General features: G+C 46.9%; 24 protein-coding genes and 2 tRNA genes. 12 read left to right on the top strand and 14 right to left on the bottom strand.

Annotated elements, in window-relative coordinates; genetic code table 11:
* Positions 1 to 3: 3 nt before the first annotated feature.
* Together U0021_RS06055 and U0021_RS06050 are read right to left on the bottom strand one after the other, a co-directional pair.
* Positions 4 to 873 carry a CBS domain-containing protein gene (locus tag U0021_RS06055; RefSeq protein ID WP_049238222.1) on the bottom strand — a complete coding sequence of 290 codons (870 nt, stop codon included), beginning with the start codon at positions 871 to 873 and terminating at the stop codon, positions 4 to 6.
* 159 nt (positions 874 to 1,032) lie between these two features.
* The gene (locus U0021_RS06050; RefSeq protein ID WP_114800843.1) at positions 1,033 to 1,497 is read right to left on the bottom strand and encodes a YcgN family cysteine cluster protein; all 465 of its coding nucleotides are present in this window, start codon (positions 1,495 to 1,497) and stop codon (positions 1,033 to 1,035) included.
* Between the two features lie 186 nt (positions 1,498 to 1,683).
* Here U0021_RS06050 and U0021_RS06045 point away from each other — a divergent pair, with 186 nt between their 5' ends.
* Positions 1,684 to 2,421 (top strand): dienelactone hydrolase family protein, encoded by a 738-nt coding sequence (locus U0021_RS06045; protein WP_114800842.1) that lies wholly within the window; start codon positions 1,684 to 1,686, stop codon positions 2,419 to 2,421.
* Between the two features lie 79 nt (positions 2,422 to 2,500).
* On the opposite strand, the gene U0021_RS06040 is transcribed toward U0021_RS06045, so the two are convergent.
* The 4 genes from U0021_RS06040 to U0021_RS06025 form a co-directional block, all read right to left on the bottom strand.
* Positions 2,501 to 4,006: an aminoacyl-histidine dipeptidase gene (locus U0021_RS06040; protein WP_114800841.1), complete on the bottom strand. Its 1,506-nt coding sequence runs from the start codon at positions 4,004 to 4,006 to the stop codon at positions 2,501 to 2,503.
* A gap of 119 nt (positions 4,007 to 4,125) precedes the next feature.
* Positions 4,126 to 5,250, bottom strand: coding sequence for an aminotransferase class V-fold PLP-dependent enzyme (locus tag U0021_RS06035; RefSeq protein WP_114800840.1), 1,125 nt, complete (start codon positions 5,248 to 5,250; stop codon positions 4,126 to 4,128).
* A gap of 256 nt (positions 5,251 to 5,506) precedes the next feature.
* The gene (locus tag U0021_RS06030) at positions 5,507 to 5,845 is read right to left on the bottom strand and encodes a hypothetical protein (RefSeq protein WP_114800839.1); all 339 of its coding nucleotides are present in this window, start codon (positions 5,843 to 5,845) and stop codon (positions 5,507 to 5,509) included.
* A gap of 73 nt (positions 5,846 to 5,918) precedes the next feature.
* Positions 5,919 to 6,155, bottom strand: coding sequence for a DUF2788 domain-containing protein (locus U0021_RS06025; RefSeq protein WP_049238211.1), 237 nt, complete (start codon positions 6,153 to 6,155; stop codon positions 5,919 to 5,921).
* A 196-nt stretch (positions 6,156 to 6,351) separates the two neighbouring features.
* Between U0021_RS06025 and U0021_RS06020 the strand changes: the two genes are divergently transcribed.
* Positions 6,352 to 7,074 (top strand): SPOR domain-containing protein, encoded by a 723-nt coding sequence (locus tag U0021_RS06020; RefSeq protein WP_114800838.1) that lies wholly within the window; start codon positions 6,352 to 6,354, stop codon positions 7,072 to 7,074.
* Positions 7,075 to 7,145: 71 nt separating this feature from the next.
* Here U0021_RS06020 and U0021_RS06015 read toward each other — a convergent pair whose 3' ends face one another.
* The 3 genes from U0021_RS06015 to cmoA form a co-directional block, all read right to left on the bottom strand.
* The gene (locus U0021_RS06015; RefSeq protein ID WP_114800837.1) at positions 7,146 to 8,063 is read right to left on the bottom strand and encodes a DUF808 domain-containing protein; all 918 of its coding nucleotides are present in this window, start codon (positions 8,061 to 8,063) and stop codon (positions 7,146 to 7,148) included.
* An 85-nt stretch (positions 8,064 to 8,148) separates the two neighbouring features.
* On the bottom strand, positions 8,149 to 9,186 hold the full coding sequence (cmoB, locus tag U0021_RS06010; RefSeq protein ID WP_114800836.1) for a tRNA 5-methoxyuridine(34)/uridine 5-oxyacetic acid(34) synthase CmoB: 1,038 nt from the start codon (positions 9,184 to 9,186) through the stop codon (positions 8,149 to 8,151).
* A gap of 69 nt (positions 9,187 to 9,255) precedes the next feature.
* Positions 9,256 to 10,017 (bottom strand): carboxy-S-adenosyl-L-methionine synthase CmoA, encoded by a 762-nt coding sequence (cmoA, locus tag U0021_RS06005; protein ID WP_114800835.1) that lies wholly within the window; start codon positions 10,015 to 10,017, stop codon positions 9,256 to 9,258.
* A gap of 55 nt (positions 10,018 to 10,072) precedes the next feature.
* On the opposite strand from cmoA, the gene msrA reads away from it, so the two are divergent.
* Complete coding sequence (msrA, locus tag U0021_RS06000) at positions 10,073 to 10,606, top strand: peptide-methionine (S)-S-oxide reductase MsrA (protein WP_114800834.1); 534 nt, start codon at positions 10,073 to 10,075, stop codon at positions 10,604 to 10,606.
* Between the two features lie 88 nt (positions 10,607 to 10,694).
* Entirely contained in the window at positions 10,695 to 12,119 is a 1,425-nt protein-coding gene (locus U0021_RS05995; RefSeq protein WP_114800833.1) for a lytic murein transglycosylase, read from the top strand.
* Between the two features lie 74 nt (positions 12,120 to 12,193).
* Here the strand turns inward: U0021_RS05995 and U0021_RS05990 are convergent, their stop codons facing one another.
* The 3 genes from U0021_RS05990 to U0021_RS05980 all read right to left on the bottom strand — a co-directional run bounded on the left by U0021_RS05990 (position 12,194) and on the right by U0021_RS05980 (position 14,080).
* Positions 12,194 to 12,379, bottom strand: coding sequence for a hypothetical protein (locus U0021_RS05990; RefSeq protein ID WP_227538726.1), 186 nt, complete (start codon positions 12,377 to 12,379; stop codon positions 12,194 to 12,196).
* A 149-nt stretch (positions 12,380 to 12,528) separates the two neighbouring features.
* A complete protein-coding gene (gene murI / locus U0021_RS05985; RefSeq protein ID WP_114800832.1) occupies positions 12,529 to 13,386 on the bottom strand; it encodes a glutamate racemase in 858 nt (285 codons plus the stop codon).
* A gap of 58 nt (positions 13,387 to 13,444) precedes the next feature.
* Entirely contained in the window at positions 13,445 to 14,080 is a 636-nt protein-coding gene (locus tag U0021_RS05980; RefSeq protein ID WP_114800831.1) for a DUF1285 domain-containing protein, read from the bottom strand.
* 370 nt (positions 14,081 to 14,450) lie between these two features.
* Between U0021_RS05980 and U0021_RS05975 the strand changes: the two genes are divergently transcribed.
* Entirely contained in the window at positions 14,451 to 16,112 is a 1,662-nt protein-coding gene (locus U0021_RS05975; protein ID WP_114800830.1) for an electron transfer flavoprotein-ubiquinone oxidoreductase, read from the top strand.
* Between the two features lie 99 nt (positions 16,113 to 16,211).
* Here U0021_RS05975 and hemA read toward each other — a convergent pair whose 3' ends face one another.
* Complete coding sequence (hemA, locus tag U0021_RS05970; protein ID WP_114800829.1) at positions 16,212 to 17,555, bottom strand: glutamyl-tRNA reductase; 1,344 nt, start codon at positions 17,553 to 17,555, stop codon at positions 16,212 to 16,214.
* Positions 17,556 to 17,885: 330 nt separating this feature from the next.
* Here hemA and U0021_RS05965 point away from each other — a divergent pair, with 330 nt between their 5' ends.
* The 6 genes from U0021_RS05965 to U0021_RS05940 all read left to right on the top strand — a co-directional run bounded on the left by U0021_RS05965 (position 17,886) and on the right by U0021_RS05940 (position 22,904).
* Positions 17,886 to 19,877 carry a tetratricopeptide repeat protein gene (locus tag U0021_RS05965; RefSeq protein WP_114800828.1) on the top strand — a complete coding sequence of 664 codons (1,992 nt, stop codon included), beginning with the start codon at positions 17,886 to 17,888 and terminating at the stop codon, positions 19,875 to 19,877.
* 70 nt (positions 19,878 to 19,947) lie between these two features.
* Entirely contained in the window at positions 19,948 to 20,523 is a 576-nt protein-coding gene (gene lolB / locus U0021_RS05960) for a lipoprotein insertase outer membrane protein LolB (protein ID WP_114800827.1), read from the top strand.
* A gap of 3 nt (positions 20,524 to 20,526) precedes the next feature.
* On the top strand, positions 20,527 to 21,399 hold the full coding sequence (gene ispE / locus U0021_RS05955) for a 4-(cytidine 5'-diphospho)-2-C-methyl-D-erythritol kinase (RefSeq protein ID WP_114800826.1): 873 nt from the start codon (positions 20,527 to 20,529) through the stop codon (positions 21,397 to 21,399).
* A gap of 98 nt (positions 21,400 to 21,497) precedes the next feature.
* Positions 21,498 to 21,573: transfer RNA gene (locus tag U0021_RS05950), tRNA-Gln, on the top strand.
* Between the two features lie 100 nt (positions 21,574 to 21,673).
* Positions 21,674 to 21,749: transfer RNA gene (locus U0021_RS05945), tRNA-Gln, on the top strand.
* Positions 21,750 to 21,950: 201 nt separating this feature from the next.
* Entirely contained in the window at positions 21,951 to 22,904 is a 954-nt protein-coding gene (locus tag U0021_RS05940) for a ribose-phosphate pyrophosphokinase (RefSeq protein ID WP_078255801.1), read from the top strand.
* Between the two features lie 47 nt (positions 22,905 to 22,951).
* On the opposite strand, the gene U0021_RS05935 is transcribed toward U0021_RS05940, so the two are convergent.
* Entirely contained in the window at positions 22,952 to 23,467 is a 516-nt protein-coding gene (locus U0021_RS05935; protein WP_114801176.1) for a cytochrome b, read from the bottom strand.
* A 308-nt stretch (positions 23,468 to 23,775) separates the two neighbouring features.
* Here U0021_RS05935 and U0021_RS05930 point away from each other — a divergent pair, with 308 nt between their 5' ends.
* A complete protein-coding gene (locus tag U0021_RS05930; protein ID WP_078255803.1) occupies positions 23,776 to 24,780 on the top strand; it encodes an HlyD family efflux transporter periplasmic adaptor subunit in 1,005 nt (334 codons plus the stop codon).
* The last annotated feature ends 25 nt before the right edge of the window (positions 24,781 to 24,805 follow it).

The raw sequence follows: 24,805 nt of genomic DNA, 5'->3' as shown, positions 1-24,805 counted from the left end.
TTTTTAAGCATTCTCCACCTGCGGTATGAGCACCAGCTCCAGCAAATGGATAAATCGCGCCTCAACATCAACCACGGTGATTTGCCACTCATCAATCTGCACTACCGCCCCCTGAAGGTGGCTGACAAACCCAAGCGCCTGCATCACAAGTCCGCCCATGGTATCAACATCAGCATCATCAAAATGACTGCCCAGAATCTCATTACAATCACTGATCAAAGTAGATGCCTGCACAAGCCAAACACCTGGCTTGTCAGGATGCGGGATGATGTTATTAATGTCGCTGTCTTCATCAATATCATCATGCTCATCGACGATATCTCCGACAATCTCCTCTAACAAGTCCTCCATCGTCACCACGCCCGACACCGACCCAAATTCATCCACCACGATCGCCATATGCACTTGGGCTTTTTGTAGAGAGCGCAACAAAGTATCTGAGCGTGCGGTCTCACTGATATATAGCGGCTTTCGTACAATATCAGCCAGTTTGAGGGGCTGCTCTTCACCGTCAGCTTTGGCTTTTAGGTACGGTATCAAGTCCTTAATCAGCAAAATCCCGACCACGGCATTATCATCCAAACTGTCAAGCACAGGATAGCGAGAGTGCTCGGTCTCTAAGACTACCGACAAGATGTCGGATAAGTCATCGTCGCTTGCCACAGCATGAACCTGAGGGCGCGGCGTCATAATCTCACGCACTTGGGTTGCCGGCAAGTCAAGCACCCCCTCAAGCATATCCACCGTATCCGGCTCCAAAAACTGGCGAGAGTCTTGAACCAGTTTCAACAAATCGTCTCGCGTTTCGGGTGCGGTGGACAGCCAGCGCTTAAGCCCGCGCATAGACCAGCCGCTCGAATTGTCATCAGACATAGACGGTATAATTTAACCTCGTGTTATCATTAAAATCATGGCGCATTGATTGCCTTGCTACAATTTAGCGTATCATCAGGTTTTATTCAAGTGCTTTTGACAAAATCACAGACATTCACCAATTTTATCAAACTTGCCAATTTTTTTCTTTCAACAATGTTAAGGCTTAACCCATTTAACCACTCGCCTTTCGATGTCTGCATCGCTCATCCCAAGCTCACTGACACAGCGACCTGCAACAGACACCTTAGCAAACCCTGCGCCATGGTTTTGAGTGCCTTTAAGCAGTCGATGCCAAGGTGGCAATCCTTGACCAAGATAAAGCCGCTTATAGGCGCAGTGGCGCGGCAGCCAAAGCATCTGGGGCATCATCTGCGCCGTCAGACGGATACAGTCAGGCACAAAACGCTGCCGTTCTGCATAGTTTTGGCAATGCCCCGTTTTGGTATCCAAAAGTTGGCACGCCACATCGGTGTACTCTGTGTATTTGGCATCGTCATCGTCAAGAAATTTCACCAAACAGCATGCGCCGCACCCGTCGCACAGCGCCTCCCACTCTGCATCCGTCAGCTCATCAAGACAATAATTTTCCCAAAATTTAGGTCTAAGCTCATCACTAATCATGACACCATCATATTTTTATAAAATTGACTTTATTGTACCGTAAAATTTGAGAAAATTGGCATAAAAACCTTGACTTGACGAAGGCAGCTTGTTAAGTTAAACAAACCAAACGCCGTTCTAGAGGTCGCAAAATGATGCAGCTTTGGGGCGTTTTTGTGATACCACCAAACCAATAAGGATATTTTTATGACAATAACGACTCGCACGCTTACCACCACCGCGCCCGATGGCACACCATTACTCAGCTACATTGCCCTACCAGAAAATACTGACAACACAGGCAAGGCGCGGACAGTTTTGGTAGCGCCTGAATGGTGGGGCGTTGTCGAACACCCAAAAACAGTTGCTGAGCGCTTGGCAGCTGAGGGGTTTGTCGCGGTGGCAATGGATGTCTATGGTGAGGGTAAAATGACCACAGACGCACATCAAGCCAATGAATGGATGACTCAAATGCTTGAGCATTCTGATGAGCTGATGAATCGCTGCCAAGCCATCTATCACGATGTGGCTAATCTTAGTGAAGTGGATAAAGAGCGTATCGGCATCGTAGGATTTTGCTTTGGCGGTAAAATTGCCTTAGACATGGCACGACTTGGCTTGCCCCTAAAAGCGGTAGCGACCTTCCATGGTAATCCTGCGCCCATCACGCCTGCCACCAAACAAAAGTTCGTCGCCAAAGTCTTGGTTGCGCACGGCAAGGCTGACTCTATGGTCTCAATGGAGGCGATTGACGGTCTTAAAAAAGAGCTTGAGGCAGCCGAGGTTGACTACCAAATCGATATCTACGAAGGCGCAAAACATGGCTTTAGTAACCCACACGCCGATGAGCGAGCTCGTGAAAACGGTGTTGATTTGGGCTACCATCCACAAGCCGCCAAAGACAGCTGGGCAAAAATGATCGCGTTTATGAATGATACTTTATAAACGAAATGCCTTAGCACAATCAAAAAATAAAACCATCTGCTTAAGATCAAGCAGATGGTTTTATGAATTAACGATGGCTTTAGCGCTTGAGTGGCGCATTTGCCAAAATCTCAGTCAAAAGTCGCCAATACACCGCCACCGACTCAATGTGCACCATCTCATCAGGCGAGTGGGCATTTTTGATGGTTGGACCGATTGAGACGATGTCCATATCAGGGTGGCTTTGCTTGATCAAACCACACTCAAGCCCTGCATGGATGACCTTAATATCAGGCTGATGACCTAAAATCTGGGCATAAAGCTGGGTGGTGATCGGCGTGATCACTGAATTGGCATCTGGATTCCAGCCCACATAATCACCAGCAAACGCGATTTGTGCCCCTGACAGATGGGCAATGCTTGAGAGCGTATCACAGACCGCATCTTTGCCTGAATCAACCAAAGAGCGGATAAGCAGCACACACTTAAGCGCATCATCATCCATCTTAAGCTGCCCAAAGGACAATGACGTCTCCACCGTGTCTTTGGCAAGATCGCTTTGGCGCACCACACCGCTAGGCAGCGCATTGATGAGATGAATGGCTTGAAGAGATGACGCCCAAGTCAGCGCCTTTTGATCAGGCTTAGCAGTCTCAATGATCGCAGTAAAGCTTGGCTCGACTTGCTTAAACTCTTCAAAGATTTGAGCGGTGGCGTGATTGATGGCGTCTGTCAGCGCGGACAAGGACGACTGAGGGCAGCTGATCACGACTTGGGCTTCACGTGGAATGGCGTTTCTTAGCGTGCCACCTTTGATGTGGCTGATGGCAAATTGTCCGTCAAAGTCGCCCAACAGCTTAGCCAATACTCTTGCCATCAGCTTGATGGCATTGCCACGGTTTTTATCGATATCCAGTCCTGAATGTCCTCCGCGCAGCCCTTTGATGGTTAGGCTTAGCGCAGCATCAAAGGAATTTTCTTGCCATGTCAGTGGCAAGCTGAGATCCGCATCGATACCGCCCGCACAGCCAATATATACCTCACCGATTTCTTCGGTGTCGGTATTGACCATGATTTTTGAGGTCAGTTCATTGGCTTTTAGCCCAATCACCCCAACCATGCCTGTCTCTTCGGTCATCGTCAGTAGTACCTCAAGCTCAGGATGCGCCAGTGAATCATCTTCAAGGACTGCAAGACAGCTTGCCATACCAATGCCATTATCCGCCCCCAAAGTCGTGCCTGTCGCCATCAGCCATGCGTCATCATCAGGATGAAGACGAAGGCGAATCGGATCTGTGGCAAAGTCATGCAGCGTACCTTCGTTGGCTTGAGGCACCATATCTAAGTGCGCCTGCAAAGCGATCGGCTCACGATCTTCGTAGCCTTTGGTCGCTGGTTTTTTGATGATGACATTACCAATGCCATCTCGGCGAGCAGACAGCCCATGCGCCGTCGCCCACTCGATGATATCAGCCACCAAAGCTTCTTCATGAAAGCTTGGATGCGGTGTCGCACTGATGCGACTAAACCAGCGCCACAACAGCATGGGATCAAAATCTTTGACAACATTTAAGTTATCTTCATAAGCCGCCAAATTAACAGTCATCTTATTTCCTTACCATTACAATTAAAAAATATCAAAGAATCTCATTTAAATCATCCAAACTACCAAAAACAAAAACAGGCTAGGCATCAAGCACATAGCCTGTTTTATGATGATTTGGATTATACGAACACTTGATCAGCCGCACCCTTAAAGCGCTCAACCGTCCCTTCAATATCGGTCAATTTATCAAGCCCAAACAAGCCAATGCGGAAGCTCTTATAATCGCTTGGCTCATCAACCTGAAGCGGCGTGCCAGCAGCGATTTGGACGCCCACTTTGGCAAAGGCGGCACCTTTATGAATCTCATCACTTGAAGCATGGCAAACGATCACGCCATAAGCTTGGGCGGAAGGGTCGGCGACACTTTGGACGCCTTTGGCATTTAGCACCGCCAAAATCTCTTGACCAAGGGTAATTTGGGCTTGTTTTAGGGTGTCATAGCCGATCTGTTTTGCTTCAAGCAAAGTATCACGCAGCTGCTTTAGGCCATCGGTTGGCATGGTGGCATGATACGCATGTCCGCCATTTTCGTAAGCACTCATGATATTTAACCATGCTTTTAGGTCCAAAGAAAAGCTTGATGGTGTGCTTGCCAAAACAGCCTCTTTGGCAGCCTCCGACAGCATCACCAAGCCGGCACACGGCGTACTTGACAGACCCTTTTGAGGTGCTGATAAAAGCACATCAATGCCCAGCGCCTTCATGTCAAGCCAGATGCATCCAGAAGCAATACAATCAATGGCAAGCAGCCCACCGACCGAATGCGTCGCCTCAGCAAGTGCACGAATATACTCATCTGACAGCATCATGCCAGAGGCGGTTTCAACATGAGGGGCGAACACGATGCCTGGGCGGTGTGCTTTGATATAGGCGGTGACCTCGTCAATATCGGCAGGCACAAACCCATTTTCACCCTCTTGGATATGCGCCTTAAATACATGGCTAGATTTAGCAACGCCAATCGCTTCTAGTATCTGCGTCCAGCGGTAGCTAAACCATCCATTTCTGACGATCACAGTATCTTGACCAGCCGCCAAAGCTCTGGCAACCGCTTCCATGCCTGCCGTGCCCGAACCTGGCACGATGGCGACCGCATCGGCTTGAAATAGTGACTTTAACTCAGATGACAGATCCTTCATCACCTGCTGAAACTGCGCCGACATGTGGTTCAGCGCGCGATCAGTATAAACAACAGAAAACTCCAATAATCCTTCAGGGTCAATATCTTTTCTCAGTGCTGGCATGATCATTTCCTTATTTTATTCAATCAATAGCCACTAATGTACCAAGCCAAGCTCAAAAAATCAAGCCACTTCCGCTGATTTAAGGCAGGTCTTTTGATCTTCTAAGCACCTAAGTAAGTACCCAAGCTGTCGCTTGATTTAAATACCCAAACTGCCTTTATAAACAAAAAACCTTGGCTTTTATCAGCCAAGGTTTTATCACTCATATAAACTGCCTAATTTCAATCAAATTCAGAGTTGATCAAAGCGCATCAGATCAGTTGGTGGTTTGAGCTTCAGCAGAATCTTGAGCTTCTGCGACAGGCTCTTGAGCAGGTTCTGCAGCCGCTTCGGCATCTGCCACTTGGGCGTCCTCTTGAGCGACTGGCTCTTGGGCGGCAGCATCAGCGCTTGTGTCCGCTGCGGCTGTCTCGGTAGTCATGGTAGGCGCACCTTCATCTTCAAACACCACTTCTTCAGCTTTTGGAGCATTAGCCAAAGCAGCTGATTGCGCTTCTTCAACACGATCCACGGCGTATACTTTTTCATGGTTGTTACCACAAGCGCTCAATGCCAAAACAGCAGCCATTGATGCAGTCACTGCAAAAAACTTCATACCTTTACTCCAAAATTAAAGACTGTTTAAAATAATCAAGTCAACCGCTAAGTTTAAAATGCTCAAATAAAGCTTACAACACCCATTTTTCAAGCACAAATTCGATCACAAGCTTGGCAATAAAGCCAAAAAAACCCATACCCAATGCAACAAAGATCCAAAAAGTCCCCGCTTTACCGGCATTTGATTTTTTAGAGATATCCCACATGATAAAAATCAAAAACCCAATAAAAATAGGCAATAAAACGTACAAGCCCAAGGTGGTAATCGTCTCAGCGGATACCAAAAACAGCGTCGCCATCGCAGACATATTAAGTACCTTTGTGATTATTTATCCACACATTATAACAATATTTATCCCAACTACCAACCTTCGCGCAAGAATAAGCACGATATTTTTATAAAAATTTGCTAAAATAGCCTTTGTTTAGGCTTATTAAAAATCTCACCTAAGTTTACATTTTTCATCACCGCCCCATTTTGCTAAAATCACACAGGATATCGCCATGGCTCAAAGACCCCAAAAACAGCCTTCCGCCGTCTATAAAGATGAAGTGCGCAATCGCAGCTTGGGTCTAAGTAGCTTGCTTTGGATTGTGGTGGGGCTATTGGTGGCAGCGATGTTGGTGGTTTTTTTATATCTATCGCCTTTATTTGATGGCTTTGGTCAACGAGTGGATCCTGAGCCTGAAGCGGCGGTTGAACCCATCACCGCCAATGAGCCTGACATTGAATTTGAATTTTATGAAGTCTTACCCGAACAAAAATTTCAAAGCATCCCTGAAGGCGTGAGTATTCAAGATCGGGGAGAAGATAGCCTGCCCAAGCCATCGACCGATGTGGTCCTCAATCAAAGCACGCAAGCTGACACCAGCCAGCCAGCGAGCATTTCAATCGTCGAAGAAAATACCACTTATGATGAACCCAGCAATCCTTTGACCACCAATGACCCCGCCCAAACGGGCGAAACAGCACCATCCAATCGCCAAAGCCAATACATCCTACAAATCAAAAGCTATGAAAAAGCCGAAGATGCCGACCTAAAACGTGCCGAAGTACTCATGGCAGGCGTGGATGCCATCGTGGTGCGTCAAGATACAAAAGATGGCTATGTGTATCAAGTCATCTCAACGCCCATGACTCAAAAAGAAGCTTCCACCGCCAGCGTACGCCTGCGTAATAACGGCATTGACGCTTTGCTGATCGAGCAGCGCCCCAGCCCCAGATAACCTCACAGTCATCATAAATAAAAAGCGCCCCTTGGTGAGCGCTTTTTATTATTTCAACTAAGTTAATTTGGCTATTTTTTGATGATTTTTTTGATACCAATCACACCTGCCAAAATCACCAAGCCTGCAATCAAGCCTACCACACCATTATATAACGCTTCGGTCAAGCCGCCAAACACGCCCGATAGCGCCGCCAAATCCTGAGCTTGATGATGCAAGATGGCAACACCATGCACCAAAATCCCGCCACCGACTAAGAACATGGCAAGCGTGCCAGCAAAGGATAAAAATTTCATGAGCTTTGGGGCAAAAGCCAATAAGGCGCGTCCCAAAGCTTGGCGAGACGCCGAAGGCTGATTGACAAGATGCACACCCAAGTCATCCAGTTTGACGATCAAAGCCACCAAGCCATACACCCCAACTGTCATCACAACAGCGATGGTGGACAGCGCCGCCGCTTTTGTTGTAAAAGTGGCTGCCGTCATCACACCCAGTGAGATTACCACAATCTCAGCAGATAAAATAAAGTCCGTGCGAATGGCGCCGCGGATTTTATCTTTTTCAAAGGCGACCAAATCAATCTGCTCATCGGCATTGGCTTTGAGTCTTTCGGTATGTGCTGCTTCATCGTCCATCTCGTGCGGCAACAGATTGGGCGCAAATTTATGCACCACCTTTTCGGCACCTTCATAGCACAAAAATGCGCCGCCAATCATCAATAAAGGCGTGATCAGCCAAGCAGCAATGGCGCTGATCAGCAGTGCAGCCGGCACTAAAATCAGTTTATTGACAAATGAACCTTTAGCGACCGCCCAAACCACTGACAGCTCTCGGTCAGCACGCACACCCGTGACCTGCTGAGCGTTCAGTGCCAAGTCATCGCCCAAAACGCCTGCGGTTTTTTTGGCTGCCATTTTAGTCATTACCGAGACATCGTCAAGTATCGTTGCGATGTCATCAAGCAGCATTAATAGACTACCACCTGCCATAGTTTCACCTTTTTATTGAATGCCTCACACATCATGTAAAGCGATTAGCCAGTATTATATATTATACGCCAGTCAGACGCATGGATTAAGGTTTTTTGGCGACCATCACTGCACGCTTGGGTCTGGGGTATCCCTCAGCAGTTTTTGAAGAATCCTTGGCATCCAAAAAATCATCCAAAGAATGATAAGTCATCCATTCGGTGGCACGCTGTTCTTCATTGGTTGTGATATTGACATCGACACAGCGAACCTGAGCAAAGCCTGCTTTTTCGAGCCACAGCTGCAAGGCGGGCACCGAAGGCAAAAAATACACATTATTCATCATCGCATAGCGATCTTTGGGAACAAGCACAGTATTGTCATCACCATCTACCACCAAAGTCTCCAGTATCAGCTCACCGCCTTTAGTCAGCTGATTTTTTAATTGTAATAAACAATCAAACGGTGAAGCACGATGATACAGCACACCCATACAAAAAACGCTATGAAATAACCCTGGCTGATTTGTATCTTGGGGCAGCTCTTCTAGACCCACAGGAATAAAATGGATGGGCGACTGCTCATAGCGGTTTTTGATGTCGCCAAGAAAATGCCGAGTAGCCATAAACTGATGATAAAATAGGCAAGACGGATCAATGATAATAACCGTGCTTGCACCTGCCCCAACCATACGAAAACCGTGATAGCCCGAACCGCCACCGACATCCAGCACTCGCTTGCCAGTCAAATCGCTAATATGCGGTAGCACTCGCTCCCATTTTAGATCACTGCGCCACTCAGTATCAATATGGATCAACCGATCGCCTTGCCCAAATTTAAACCCGCCTTTTCGCCATGGCATGAGGTTTTTTAGTAATGCTTCGCTACGCCGATAGTCGCTGTGTTCAAAGTCAATCCATGAAGTGACACAAGCAGCATTCAGATCAATAGCAGTAGGCACAGCATTAGGCAGCTTATTGATGATTGAATCATAATACGGAGCGTGTGCATAGCGATCCTTATTTTTAATGGCAGCCAACCAATCTGGGAGTAATTTGAGCCATTCATACGCCATCGGATGATGCTGCGCTAGGTCAAACAGGGTCTGATAAAGGTCTTTTTCGGCACGAGTGATCGTATTCATAAGGTCATCGGTCTTCGTCGTTGGGCAAAATTGTCATTAAAAGCTTGGCAGCTGATGATCAGCTTATACTCATTTAAAAGCCACAATGGACGCAAAATTTAAAAACATAAACCAAGTCAAGCTACGCTCAAAGCCTGCTTGCGCCAAGCGTTCATGGTGCTTGTGCAGCGTGTCGGTGATGAGCACATTTTCAAGTGCATTGCGCTTACCGCTGATCTCCATATCACTGTAGCCATTGGCGCGCTTAAAATCATAATACCGCTCCACTCGCCACGCATCGTCTTGTTCATCGGTTAGGTGAGTTTTTTCGGTCAAGATCAAGATACCGCCTTCTGCCAAGGCTTGATGGCATTTTTGGAGCAGTGCCAGTCTCTGATCTGGTGGTAAAAATTGCAAAGTTAAATTGATAATAATCAAATCACATGGCAAAAAATCCACTTCACAAACATCATCCAACCGAAAGCGAATGTCATGATCGGGATAATGCTCACCCACCACTGATTTGGCTTGCTCAATCATCGGCGCTGAGATATCAATGGCGTGAATCTCAAGCTCATCAGGGGCAAATTTATCTGCCAAAGCAAAGCTCACCGCCCCAAGCGACGTCCCCAAATCATAGACACGGCTTACACGCCCCCCGTGATCGCCCACTTGTCGAAATAAGCAGTGGCGGCGCGCCAAAATCGGCAGCATCGCAAGCACTTGCCCATAGCCTGGCACGCTGCGGCGAATCATATCAGGAAAACACGCCACCACTTCTTCATCAAAACTAAAGCGAGCCGACTTATCAAGCGGTGTGGTAAATAAAGTGTCGTGTTTGGTATTTGGCATGAGTTATGATAGACTTAAAAAATGGTGTTATTATAGCATTGATTAGGATGAATATATGAAAACTATTTTATTAGGCGGCGGCTGCTTTTGGTGCACCGAGTCGGTATTTGATTCGTTAAAAGGTGTCAGCTCTGTCATCAGTGGTTACGCCGGCGGTGCAAGTGATACGGCAAACTATCACGCTGTCTGCACGGGCGAGACGGGACATGTTGAAGTCATTGAAGTCAGCTATGATGAGTCAATAGTTGGTATTGATGAGATTTTGTCGGTATTTTTTGCCACGCACGATCCAACAACCCTAAACCGTCAAGGCAATGACATCGGAACGCAGTACGCCTCAGCGATCTTTTATACCGAGGATGAGCAAGCAAAAGCAGCTGAGGCGATGATTGAGTCGTTACGCTCAGAGGGTGTGGATGTGGTCACAAGACTTGAGCCTGCACCAACATTTTATGCTGCTGAGGACTATCACCAAAACTACTATGCCAACAATCCCACTCAAGCCTATTGCAATTTTGCCATTCCGCCCAAGCTTGCCAAACTGCGCGCAAATTTTGCACACTTATTAAAAGACGATCAAGACACATGATAGCTTGGCTGTGCTTTGGGATAACAAAAGATGAGATAACTCACTGAGCGACCAAACACACGACATTCATCAAACACTAAGGAGATTTATGAAATTACGCCTATCCGCCCTAGCACTGGCTGCTGCCGGCATCACGCTGTCACAAACGGCATTGTCTAATGATCTACCTACCCTAAGTAACAGCGAATTTCAGCAGTGCCTGAGCAATTTAAAAAACAGCAGCACTTTTCGGGGTGTTTCTGAGACGACATTTGAAAGATATCGCCCATCGCAGCCTGATCCTAGCGTCATTCGCTCACTCAATTATCAGCCTGAATTTAAAAAGGATGTTTGGGATTATTTGGCATCTTTGGTGGACAGTGAGCGCGTCCAAGACGGTATCCGCGCCAAGTATGAGCAAGCTGAAGTCCTGCGCCGCATTGAGAGCCGCTATGGCGTCAAGCCTGAGCATGTGCTTGGGGTGTGGGGTGTTGAGAGTAATTTTGGTCAGACACTTGGTAAAAAGAATTTATTTGACAGCCTAGCGACCTTATCTTGTTTTGATCGTCGCCAAAGTTATTTTCGCGGTGAGTATGCCAGTGCGCTCAAAATTGTCCAAAATGGTGATATTCGCCCCGAAGATATGACCGGTTCTTGGGCGGGAGCGTTCGGTCAAACGCAATTTATGCCAAGTACCTTTTTGGAGCTTGCGGTAGATTTTGATGGTGATGGGCGTAAAGATTTGGTGAATTCAAAAGCCGACGCACTGGCAAGTACCGCCAATTTCTTGGTCAAGCGCGGCTATCGTCCAGGTGAACCTTGGGGCTATGAGGTGCGCCTTAATGGCTACAACGGCTCAAGCGGTCGCCGTAATAAGCAATCAATCAGCCACTGGCGCGCTCAAGGCATCACTTTGCCAAATGGTCAGCCCATTCCAAACAATATGGCATCAGCAGGCTTGCTACTGCCTGCTGGCAGACAGGGTCCTGCTTTCTTAGTGGGTAAGAACTTTGATACTTTTTATTCTTATAATGCTTCAGAAAGCTATGCGCTAGCGATTGCTCATTTGTCCGATCTTGTGCGTGATGAAAATATGAATACCAACTTTGCCACACCTTGGCCAACAGACGATCCGGGTATCGGTCGCCGCGAATCCAAAGAGATTCAGCAGGCGCTCATCAATGCCGGCTATGACATCGGTGCGGTTGATGGCATCATCGGCGATAATACGCGCCGAGCGATCATGGATTATCAGCGAAAAGTTGGCGTCACGCCTGATGGTCGCGCAGGGCAAAAGTTTCACCGATTGATCACCGGTCACACTGCTTCTATCCAGCCCGCCCAAACACCGGTTCAATCTATCACCATGCCTGCACCTCAGTATCAGCCAGTGCAGCCAACCATCAGCACACCAGCTGCTGGTGCGGTGGGGACGGTGACGATAAAACCTGCAACCACGCCATCCAACACAGGGACAACCTATCGGCGTGTCATCAATGCCGACGGCAGTTCATCATGGATATTGGTTGAATGATCCAAATAAAAGCCCAAGAAAATCTTGGGCTTTTTTATTAAGTTTGTACTTTGATGCGAACAGTCAATTAAAAATCACTCTTCTTCTTTATCATCATCCCATTCGGCATAAGTTTTTGAAGGATTGATGCCTTGGCTCTTTAGATACTCCACCTGTTCTTCTAGCGTGCGTTTTTTTTCGGCATCATGCATGGTATCGCTTAATTGATCGAATTGTTCAATTTTTTCACGCAAAGTACTTTTTTTGGTATCCGTTGTCATCACAATCTCCATTTTGGTGGTGGATTTAGTCATTAAATTCTTAATATCATTACACCAAATTTTCATCACAATTGCAAATCTAGCGAGCGCCTTTTAATGATTCTTCACACAAAACCCACACTTGGATAAAGCTTTAATCAAAAGCCTGATTAAGCATCGATGGGCAAAAAGTCACTATCAACAAAGCTGATTGGCACCTGTGAGAGTCTGCGCGCGGTGGCAGGCACATCACCTGCCAAGCTAGATGCATAGAATTTGAGCGGCTCATCAAGCACCTCGCCATCAGCACTCACCCCAAAAAACTCAAGCAAAGACTTGACCCTTTGAGCGATAGCAGCGCCCGAATCAAGCAGCGTCATCGAAATCTGCTGCTCATCAATCCAATCCTGCAAAAATTGCCGAAAAAATGGATAATGCGTGCAGCCCAAAACGATCACATCCACGCCCTGCTGATACCATGCTTGAGTTTGTTTGATCAGAAGATCGGCGACATGATGATCGATCGGCATCCCTGACTCTACCCACGGCACAAGCATCGGCTCAAAGTGCTTATGCACTGTCACACCTTTTGGCGCTGCCACTTCATGAATGACTTGGGCAAGCAGCTGCCCTTGAAGCGTCGCCTGAGTCGCAAGCAAGGCGATTTGGCGTGTTTGGCTCATCTCACAAGCAGGCTTAACTGCAGGCACCAAGCCCACAATGGGAATACTACAGCGAGCTCGAAGCGCTGTCAAAGAGTGCGCCGAAGCGCTGTTACACGCGATGACGATGAGCTTACAGCCTTGGCGACACAGCCAGTCCACCGCCTGTAAGGTCAAAAATAAAATCTCATCACCTGACTTATTGCCATAAGGCAGATTTTGGGTGTCTGCATAGTACACATATCTCTCTTTAGGCATCAGTTGTGACAGATGCCGATACACCGATAAGCCACCAACCCCAGAATCAAAAATGCCAATGGGTGCAGATTTTGGGGAATTTATTGAATCAAAATGCGGATGTATCATGTTGGGAGCCTTATAACTTTAGGCTCATCAAAGACGCTTTTAAAAGCACCAAGTAAGCCTAACCGTGCTGTTCAATCTGATAGATTTTACCACCACTGCTCAGTTTTAGCACGGTTTTGTTCTGCCCATTTTCTTGGATTTGGCTAAGCTCACCCATTTGGATCAAATGATGCATGGCATTATTCATCAAGCGCGCGGTCAGCCCAAAGCGCGTGTCGATATATACCCGCTCTTCTTCACCAAACTGCTTAAAATACAACGGATGATCCTCATCCAAGCGAATCACATCGCCATTTGTCGTACCAAATTCTATCCACTCACCATCAGCATCCGTCACTTGGGTGACTTGATTGATAAATAATGGGACATCGGTCACATGGATTTGATACTTATCGGTCGGAGTTTTGAGATAATGAATGGCTTGCCCATCATGCCACTCCACCCACAGCACACTGGCGAACAGATCCACAAGTGACTGACGAGTCACTTTCTCGCCCTCATGCCACCACTCGCCATTATCACGGATTTCGATATTCAGGGGTGACGTTCGTGTGGGCTGCCACTTTTGCAGCGGTGGAATTTTGCGTATCTTGCCGCCCTCGCCTGCTTCCTTAGTTTGTATGGCTTTAAGATCTTGGATCAGTGAATTGGATAAGTCTTTGTTTTTATTATTAATATCATCTATATTTGTCATGATGCTCTCCCTGTAATTTGACCAAAACCATGCCAAATGATCAAAAAATTAGCCTGATTTTTTGCTGAATTATTTTACCAATTTAGCTTATCATGGCGTTTTTTAGGGGGAATTGCAAGGAGTTTTTATACAAGGCGTTGATAATAATTAAAGCCATTTTACGAAGATTTCTCAAAATTTTTGGGAGATGAGCGGTCTTTTACTTCAAATTGGTCAATACAAACCTTTCAAAAAAACTTGCCTAATTAGCGAAGATTGCTACAATAGACACTGTTGAAATGTTTTGGCAAGAATTTTGCCGCCTGATTTGCCAGCTGCTTTTGCTGCTCGCCTGTTTTTGATATTTGACCTATTTTTTTAAGGATACTTCATGCAAATCGAACGTGAATCTATGGAATTTGATGTCGTGATCGTCGGCGGTGGACCTGCAGGTCTATCCGCTGCAATCCGATTACGCCAATTGGCGATCGCTGCTGGGATGGATGAGTTCACTGTCTGCGTCATCGAAAAAGGCTCAGAATTTGGAGCACACACCCTATCAGGCGCCGTGATGGAAACGCGCGCGCTTGACGAGCTGATTCCTGACTGGAAAGAGCGCGGCGCACCGATCACGGTACAAGCCAAAGAAGACCGCGTATATATGCTTACCAGCGAAAAGGACAGCGTCACCTTACCTAGCTCAGTTGTACCAAGCAGCATGCACAATGATGGCAACTATATCGTATCGCTTGGTAATGTGGTTCGCTGGCTTGCCGAACAAGCAGAAAGCCTAGAAGTGATGATGTTCCCAAGCTTTGCAGCAAGCGATGTTTTGTATCATGAAGATGGCTCGGTGCGCGGTGTGGTGACAGGCGATATGGGTCTGAACGCTCAAGGCGAACCAAAAAACAGCTTTGAGCCTGGCTATGAACTACTTGCCAAATACACCATCTTTGCCGAAGGCTGCCGTGGACATCTTGGTAAGCGTCTGATCAGCCGTTTTCATTTGGACAAAGACAAAGATCCGCAGCACTATGGCATCGGTCTCAAAGAGCTTTGGGAAATTGATGCCGATAAGCATGAGCAAGGCGTCATCATGCATGGTTCAGGTTGGCCACTGTCAGAGACTGGCACCACTGGTGGCTGGTGGCTGTATTTTGCCGAAGACAATCAAGTCAGCTTTGGCTTGGTGGTTGATTTGTCGTATCATAATCCACATGTCTCACCATTTGATGAGCTTCAGCGTCTTAAGCTGCACCCAACCATTCGCCCGATCTTAGAAGGCGGTAAGCGTCTGTCATATGGTGCACGAGCCCTAACCAAAGGCGGTCTGAACAGCTTACCAAAATTGACTTTTGCTGGCGGTGTGCTGGTGGGCGATGATGCAGGCTTCCTAAACCCTGCTAAGATCAAAGGCACCCACACCTCTATGAAATCAGGTATGCTCGCTGCCGAAAGTATCTTTAATGCCATTCAGGCAGGGCGCAGCGCTGATGAAGTGACCGAATACCAATCTGCTTTTGAGAACTCTTGGCTGTTTGAAGATGCTTATCAAGCTCGTAACTTCTCGCCATCATTACATCGCATGGGCACTTGGATGGGCGGTGCATTTACTTTTGTTGAGCAAAACTTATTTGGCGGCAAAATGCCATTGACCATTCATGACAACACCCCAGATTACTCAACGCTTGATAAGGCTGATCATGCCTACAAGCCTGATTATCCAAAGCCTGATGGCAAGCTCACCTTTGACAAGTTATCAAGCGTGTTTATCTCAAATACAAACCACGCCGAAGACCAGCCAAACCATCTGCGCCTGACAGATCCAACGGTGCCTGTTTCGGTCAATTTACCGCTTTATGCTGAGCCAGCGCAGCGCTATTGCCCAGCAGGCGTCTATGAGATCGTCCAAAAAGAAGGTGAGGCACCTAAATTTGTGATTAATAGCCAAAACTGCGTCCATTGTAAGACTTGCGATATCAAAGATCCGTCGCAAAATATCACCTGGGTGACTCCTGAGGGCGGCGGCGGTCCTAACTATCCAAATATGTAATCCAAATACAATAAAAGACTAAAAAGCGCTTCATCACATCATGAAGCGCTTTTTATTTTGGGGACATGGTTAAGACAACATCATGTATTGATAAAACAGTTAGACTGGCTTACGATAGCTGTGGATCAGCTCATGGGAGATGGAATCTAGAGTGTCTGCATCAGACGTTTTGGCAATTTGACGAATCAATCTTGAGGGGCTGTGCATGAGGGTTTGGCTGAGCGCATGAGAAAATTCGCTCAGTACCGCTTTGGCATCCTCACCTTGATCAATCTGCGCCATCGCCTGACTGAGCAAGGCTTGAGTGCGCGCTTCGGCCATTTGACGATAATCTTGAATGTGCGTACGAGCAACCTGCGCCTGCATCTGCGCTTCGATGTCTGCCACCAGCTGACCCACCAAAAGCTCCGCTTCAACCGCTGCCTGCTTACGCTCAGCGATATTACCTGCGATGACATGCTGCAGATCATCCACCGAATACAGGTAGATATTATCCAGCTGCCCAACCGAAGGCTCGATATCTCTTGGCACCGCCAAATCCACAAGCAGCATCGGCTGATGGCGGCGTATCTTGAGCGCATGCTTGACCATCGCGGTATCGATGAGCGCCTGCATACTACCACTGCAGCTGCTGACGATGTCCGCTTGTGGCAACACTTCGCCCAATCTATCCAGACCTGCAAGCTCAATCTCAAGAGCACGCCCTGCCTGCTTAGCCATCTCGGACAGCTCATCAGACAGCGCCTGAGCTCTGTCAGGACTTCGGTTACAGATGATGATTTTTTTGACGCCTAAGGCAGCGACATTATGTGCCACCAAGCGATTCATCTCGCCTGCCGCCACCAATAAAAACGTCAATTTGCTTGGCGTATCAAAAATCTGCGTAGCAAGACGAGCAGTTGCAAATCCTAAGGTCACCGCTTGCTGACCGACTTTGGTGTCACGGCGCACCGTCCGCGCCGCAGCAAACACCTGCTGCGTCAGCCACCCAAAATCACTGTCCACACCGCCATACTCTCGAGACAGTGCCACCGCCTGACGAATCTGACCCAAAATCTGCGGCTCGCCAAGAATCATTGAGTCCAGACCTGCCGCCACTCTCAGCCAGTGATTGAGCGCGCGTGAGTCTTCATAAGTGTACAAATAAGGGGCGATCTCATCAAATGACACGCCCTTGAATTCTGCCAACCATTCGCCAATCGCCTGAAGCTTAGCAGATGTCAGAGTGCCTGATTGCTCGTCTTGAGACTCGTGCTGACCGCCCACATCATCACTGATGCCAACATAAAGCTCGCTGCGATTACAGGTTGAAACGATGGTGCAGCCATTTGCCAATGTTGATAACTGCCCGATTGCCTGAGGCATATCCGAGCCAAACGAAAGCCGCTCCCGCAGTGAAACGGGGGCAGTCTTATGATTGACTCCGATGACAGCTAATTTCATACAAATGACCAAACAGCCCAAGCTGTTGCTATAATTTAAAAATTCACTATTATAACAGCTTTGATGCCATCACCGCCAACAAATTACAAGTTTATTTTGTTGAATATTTTAAATTTCAGTCTTTTATATAAGTTGTTAATGACGCTCTTTGATGAAAAGATTGGGAAAATAAAGGCGTGATCGTCGATTTACACAATTTCATGCCATTTCGTTTTGGTTATTTTGATGGTTTTGTTTGCACTTATCAAAAATACTTTTATAATAGAGCGTATTGCACCTTGAAATTTAGGTTATTTAATCATCTCACCTTCAGGAGGTGTTTGGCAGGTTATGAATTGGCTTGGGCGTAAACGGCGGTATCACTCAGACGATGTCTCAAAATCGGCACATCAAGGTACACCTGCACCCAAAAATTCTGTCAAAACTTTCAAACTATCCAAACCCATCCTGACCGCTTCAGTGCTCGCAGGCTTGATGGCAGCCACTACTCTGCCTGCGCATGCCAATGTTTTTGATCCTTTGCTGCGCATTTTATTGCCATTTTATAAAGACACCCCAAAAGCCGAGGCAGAACCTGAAGAGTCTTTAGAGGATATTGCTCAGACGCCCCCCGGCATGGCTGATATAGGCGAAGAAGCGTCCCCGATCACACATCAAGAAAATATATCGCTGCCAGATGCCAGCATTCCTGAGATTTTGTTAGGGGATACGCTGATCGCCGAAGACATAGAGCCTGTGCTGAATACGCCTGATTTATATGCGCTGATGGATGCTGAATTTGCTGCTGATCGTGGTGATATTGAGCGGGCTTTGAATATTTATAAGACAGAATCCTTTAAGCAAAATGCCACCAATGTGTTTGAGCGGGCTTTGTCTTTATCGATTGAGTATGAAGCGCCTGCTCAGTCGCTGGCATTTGCCACCGCTTGGCAAGATCATAATCCTGATCATATTCCTGCTTGGTTTTATGTCACTCATTTGGCACTCAAAGCAGGTGAATACAACCAAGCTGCTGCGATGCTATCAACCATCTTGCATTACGATCCGCGCTCAGACTTAGGACAAATTTTGACTGGCATCATACCGCCCAAGCGAGAAGATAAGCGAGCTTTATTATACGCCTTACAAGGGCTTGGTGAAAAAAATGCATCCATCTCGGTGCTCAGAGCGGGGATCTTGATGGGATTGGCAGATTATCAGGCGGCGCGTCTGCATGTCAATCAAGCTCTAAGCATTGAGCCAAATAATTTGGCATTTATCACCCTGAAATTAGACATCTTGCGTGCCGCCAATCAGATGGATGAACTTTGGCGCTATCTGCATCAAGTGCGCAAAAAGCTCCCCAAAGAAAAAGAGCTTTATTTGTACGAGGCGCGTCATCTGATCGAAGTGGGTAATCTTAGCCAGGCTTGGCAGCTGCTCACACAAGCTGTCAGAAACACTCAAGATAAGGACATTACGCTCTTGGCAGGATTAGTTGGGCTTGATAGCGGTCGCTATGCTGCTGCCATCGAGATGCTCAGCCCCTTGACCAAAAATCCAGATATGGCAAGTCAGGCGCATTATTACATCGGTATCGGCTATGAGCGCTTAGGCAACCCCCAACAAGCGCGCGAAAACTTTGAAAAAGTGCATCATTATGAACATGTGCTTGATGCCACCAATAAAGTCGTTGGCTTTTATTTGGCGGAAAATAACACCGCTGATGCCATCAAAACGCTGATCCGCTTGCGTGATGAATTTGAAAGCTATGCCACTGACAGCTACATCCTTCAAGCTGAGATTTATTTGCGTCAAGGCGATGAACAAAAAGCCAAGGATCTGCTCACTGTGGCAAATCGTGAATATCCTGACGATGATCGCTTATTATATGCCAGCTTTCAGCTGCTTGAAAATGAACTTGAGCCCCAAGATAAGCGCCAAGCCATTGATCGACTGCTTGAGATTGATGAATACAATCCCTACTATCGCTTGGCAGATGCCAAACTTCGCCTGAGCCAAAACGCTAATGACACTGATGCACTCAACACCGCCGAAGAGATCAGCAACATCAGCTTTGATGATCCAGAGTATGACAGTCAGCTTCAGCTAGATGCCCTACTTGTTCTTGGCAATCATGCTTTATCTGAGCAAAATTATGAAGCGGTGATTGATTATCTACAAGCCCCTTATGAAGTGATGCCTAATCTGAACGTCGGCATTACCCTACTTCGAGCATATCAAGGACTTGGGGATGAAGAAGCAGTGGCAAATCTTTTGGCTGACTTACAGTCTCGTTTTGCTGGTTCTGGCGCCATGGCTGACGACAGTCAAATTTATTAAACGATTAACCAGTCTTAAGTGCTGACCAAGCATTCTCATCTGGTCCACTTAAGCTTCTAGGAGATAGATTGTGAAAAAAATCGCATTTGCCGCTTTGAGCGCCTCCGCACTTTTATTAAGTGCTTGTGCCAGTACACAGTCAAGCACCCAAACACCCATCACGACCCTGCCCACTGCCGATACACCCCTTAAATTTGCGATTACAGGCAAAATCGGCGTGGTCACTGCCACTCCCAAAGGCAGGCAAGCAGGCAGCGCCTTTTATGCTTGGGCGCAAGAGGACAATCGATTCAGCATTGATTTGACAGGTGCGCTCGGTATTGGCGCAACTCAAATCCGCTATAACGGCACGACCGCCACCTTGGATAGCGAGCGCACAGGCACGATGACTGCCGACACGCCAGAAGCGCTTTTATTGACTGCGACAGGTTGGCAAGCGCCGATCTCTCAGCTACCACACTGGATCTTGGGACGCAGCGCCCCTGATGATAGCGTCGCTGACTATGATAGCTCGGGTCGACTGGTACATGCTGCTAATGGCGCATGGCGTGCCCAGTTTGATTATGATAAAAGCGCTCTGCCCTCGCGCCTGCGCATCACGCATACCGATCAGCACAGTGTCACCATGACCATGGTGCATCAATAACACATGGCTTTGAAGATTTTTTCTCCAGCAAAAATCAATTTATTTTTGCACATCACTGGCAAGCGTCCTGATGGCTATCACGACCTACAAAGCGTCTTTCGAGCGCTGGATTTTGGGGATTGGTTAAGCTTTGATCTGGCGGACACAAACAGCCCTTTGGTTACGCTGACAGGCGCCGAGGGCTTGACCGAAAATCTTGATCAAAATCTCATTGTCAAAGCTGTCACCTTACTTGCCAATCACTTTCCAAATCACGCCAAGCCTTTGGTGATTGATTTACAAAAACGCATCCCCACAGGCGCAGGCTTGGGCGGCGGCTCAAGTAACTGCGCGATGACGCTCATTGCGCTCAATCAGCTGTGGGCGCTTGATTTATCGCTGCAAGCTTTGATTGATTTTGGTCAGCAGCTTGGGGCGGATGTACCGTTTTTTATTTTTAGCCACTTTCATCAGCAAGATGCGATCGTCTGTGGCATTGGAGAGATTTTGACGCCGCTTAAGCTACCCTCAGCGCGTTATTTACTGTTATTTCCTCAGGCGCATCTGTCCACAGCCCAGTTTTTTGCCCACCCTGATTTACAAAAAAACTGCCTACCCATATCAGATATCGGCAGCCACTATGATGACTACGGCGATGCCATGACCGATACATTTATCAATGTCTTTGAGCCAATTGCTGTTATGCACTCGCCCGCCGTCGCCTCGGCGCTTGACTATCTAAAATCACTACAAGCATCCACAGGCACGACCGCGCGCTTGACAGGCACTGGCAGTACGGTATTTTTGCCCATTCCTGACGGTACAGATGAAGCAGTGCTCAAACAGTGGCTGACTGATGCGCCCTGCCCTGCAGCCATTGCGCAGAATTTATATTAAAAATCATATAATTTTCAATAAGTTATATAAATTTTGATCTAAATCATGCAAAAATAGTTGCATTGATTTTAAAATTTGGTATAATCTTTGCCCTATACAGGGGTATCGCCAAGTTGGTAAGGCATCAGGTTTTGATCCTGACATTCGTTGGTTCGAGTCCAGCTACCTCTGCCATATTTTGTCTGATGCATTGCATCAGACACTCGGTCATAGTACCGAACCAAAGAATCCGATCAAAAGGTTTCTTTCGCTGATTGCTTAATCAGCATCCCACAGGGGTATCGCCAAGTTGGTAAGGCATCAGGTTTTGATCCTGACATTCGTTGGTTCGAGTCCAGCTACCTCTGCCATATTTAAATTGGGTCAGTCATTCGTGATTGACCCAATTTTTTTTATTCTGTCGGCTTAGATTTTTCTACCAAATACTCATAAAATTTTATAAAAACGTTTCAAAAATCGGCACGCCCCCTGCAAATTATGGTTCAAAAATGCTAAAATATAGCCTCCATTGGTTATGTTAGCTTTCGATTCGCTTTTATAGGATTTTTACCATGTCATATATGGCTGTCTTTTCAGGTAGTGCCAACCCTAAACTTGCCCAAACTGTCGCCGATAATCTGCACATTCCTTTGGGTAAGGCAGACATCAATCGTTTTTCTGATGGCGAAATCGCTGTTGAAATCAGAGAAAATGTTCGCGGTAAAGATGTATTCATTCTCCAGCCCACCTGCGCGCCCACCAATGACAATTTGATGGAAGTCATTTTGTTGGCAGATGCATTGCGCCGCTCAAGCGCTGGTCGTATCACAGCAGTGATTCCTTATTTTGGCTATGCGCGCCAAGACCGTCGCCCACGCTCTGCGCGTGTCCCTATTTCTGCCAAAGTGGTTGCTGATATGCTGTCGATTGCTGGCATTGACCGCGTGATGATGGTGGATCTACATTCAGATCAGATTCAGGGCTTTTTTGACGTGCCTGTCGATAACTTATACGGCACGCCTGTGCTCTTGCGTGATCTTAAGCAACAAAACTATGAAAACTTGATGGTCGTTTCACCAGACGTTGGCGGTGTTGTACGTGCTCGTGCCATGGCGAAGCTGCTTGGCGAAGCTGACCTTGCCATCATTGATAAGCGCCGTGCTCGCGCTAATGAATCGCAAGTGATGCATATCATTGGTGATGTCTCTGGTCGAGACTGTGTCATTGTTGATGATATCGTGGATACTGCAGGCACGCTGTGTAAAGCCGCTCAAGCCCTAAAAGACAATGGCGCGCGCCGTGTCGTTGGCTATATCACCCACCCTGTCTTATCAGGAAAAGCGATCGAAAATATCCAAAATTCTGCCTTGGATGAGCTGGTGGTGACTGACACCATTCCATTGACTGAAGAAGCAGCGGCTTGCGCGAATATTCGCCAAGTGAGCATCGCATCTATGATTGCTGAATCATTGCGCCGCATCAATAACGAAGAATCGATCAGCGCCATGTTTGAGTATGACGTTTGATCCGTTTGTTACTCATAAAAATTCCGCCAAGCAGTGGCGGAATTTTTTTAACGCATACGCGATAAAATATTATCTTTTAAGACAAATTGATGGTACAGCGCTCCAATGATATGCGCCGCCACCAAAGCAAGCAATATCGGCCACACAAGATCAGTATGCCAATCCATCAGCCGACCTGCCAGTTCATCATTGATCGTCTCAAAGCCAGAAATATTCATCACGCCAAAAATATTAACACCGTAGCCGCCATACATGGATGCCAAAAACGCCGTCAAAGGCATCGCAATCATCGCGGCATACAAGGCAAGATGAATGACGCTTGCCGTGATGGTGTGGATTTTTGATACTGGCAGTGGCGCAGGATCTTTGGTCAACACCCGATTGGCAATACGAAGAATCGTCCAAATCAAAAAGCTTACGCCAATGGATTTATGCAAGCTAAGATAATCCTCGCCTTGCTCAACCAAAAACCAAGCCATCACAATCAATAGCGCGCCAATCCAATGAAAAATGCGCGCCGCCAAATTGTATTTTATCGCATGAGCAGAGGTCATCTGAGTCATGGTTAGTACACCCTAATAATTGAATAATTCAAGCCATTTTTTGGTTAGTCATTTAATAAGCAGTTAAATATAAACCAATTAAAAGGCTCGATTGAAAGACTTAATCAATAAAATTTAATTTTATAAAACTTAAAAATAATTCCATTTTATCAAAATTCCTTAAAGCCGATGTCCTTTTAACTGTTTATGTTTTGTATCCATGCCTGCTGAGAGTGTTGCTTTGATTGATTGAAGGAATTGCTATCACCCTCATCAAAAATCATGCTAAGATGAGTGCATACAATACACTAACTCGGATAAGGATCGGCATGACCGCTCATAAAGATCAGTCAACCAAACCCCCAAAAACACGCTTAAAAAACCCCTTTACCACCCTAAGTGTCATCGCTGCATTGACAATGGGTGTGGCGGTGAGCGCCTGTAGTGATGATCGCCCAAATCCGCCTACCCTCAAAGCTGCTGATGACGGCATCACGCTTGATAAAGACAGCATCATGACTGTCAAGATGTCCAAATATCAGCCAAGTTTTGCCTTTGATGGCAAAATCATCCCAGCCAATCAAGCATCGTTAAGTCTTGATACTGCTGCGACAGTTGAGCATATTTTTGTGGATGCAGGCGATGATGTCTCTAAAGACGATGTACTGCTCAGCTATTTGACCCATTTAGAATCCTCGCCCAGCGAAATCACTGCCCTACATGCGCCATTTGATGGGATGATTCATGCCATCTTTGCCCACGCAGATGAGCACTACGATGCCAAGACGCCTTTGGTTGAGATCTATGATATCTCTCAATTAAAATTCATCAGTCATCTGTCTTCGGCACTGATGGATTATATTAAGTTGGGTGATGCGGTGACTTTTGGGATTGATGGCGTGGCTCATGTCGGACAGATTAGCCAAGTCAATGTCAATGAGCAAAACCCCCAACTGATCGAAGCGCACGTCATCATCGCACTCAATCCTGATGAAACACCCAAAGACCTGCTTGGGCGGCGCGTGGTTGGGCACATTGATTATGGGCAGATCCAAGTTGGGGTGATGATGCCTCGCAGGGCTGTCTATGATCGCCAATTGAACATCTTAGCTTTAGATGGGTTTGATGAGCCGCCGCACAAGCCAGATGCGCCGATTGATGGCTATGTTTGGGTGGTAAAACAAGATCATCGGCTGTCTTTATCACCTGTTAAAATTTTGGAATACCACCCTAAGACTGAGCAGTTTTTGGTGCAAGGCATCACCGAAGATAGTCTTGTGACCACAGCGACGCTGCCCAAGGAAGCACACGATAAGCAAGTGACTGTCCGCTAAGCACCTAAGCGTAAGGTGTTGGCAT

It is taken from the genome of Moraxella canis, assembly GCF_034424565.1.
Taxonomy (GTDB): Bacteria; Pseudomonadota; Gammaproteobacteria; order Pseudomonadales; family Moraxellaceae; genus Moraxella; species Moraxella canis.
This window is presented reverse-complemented; position numbering and strand designations above follow the sequence as displayed.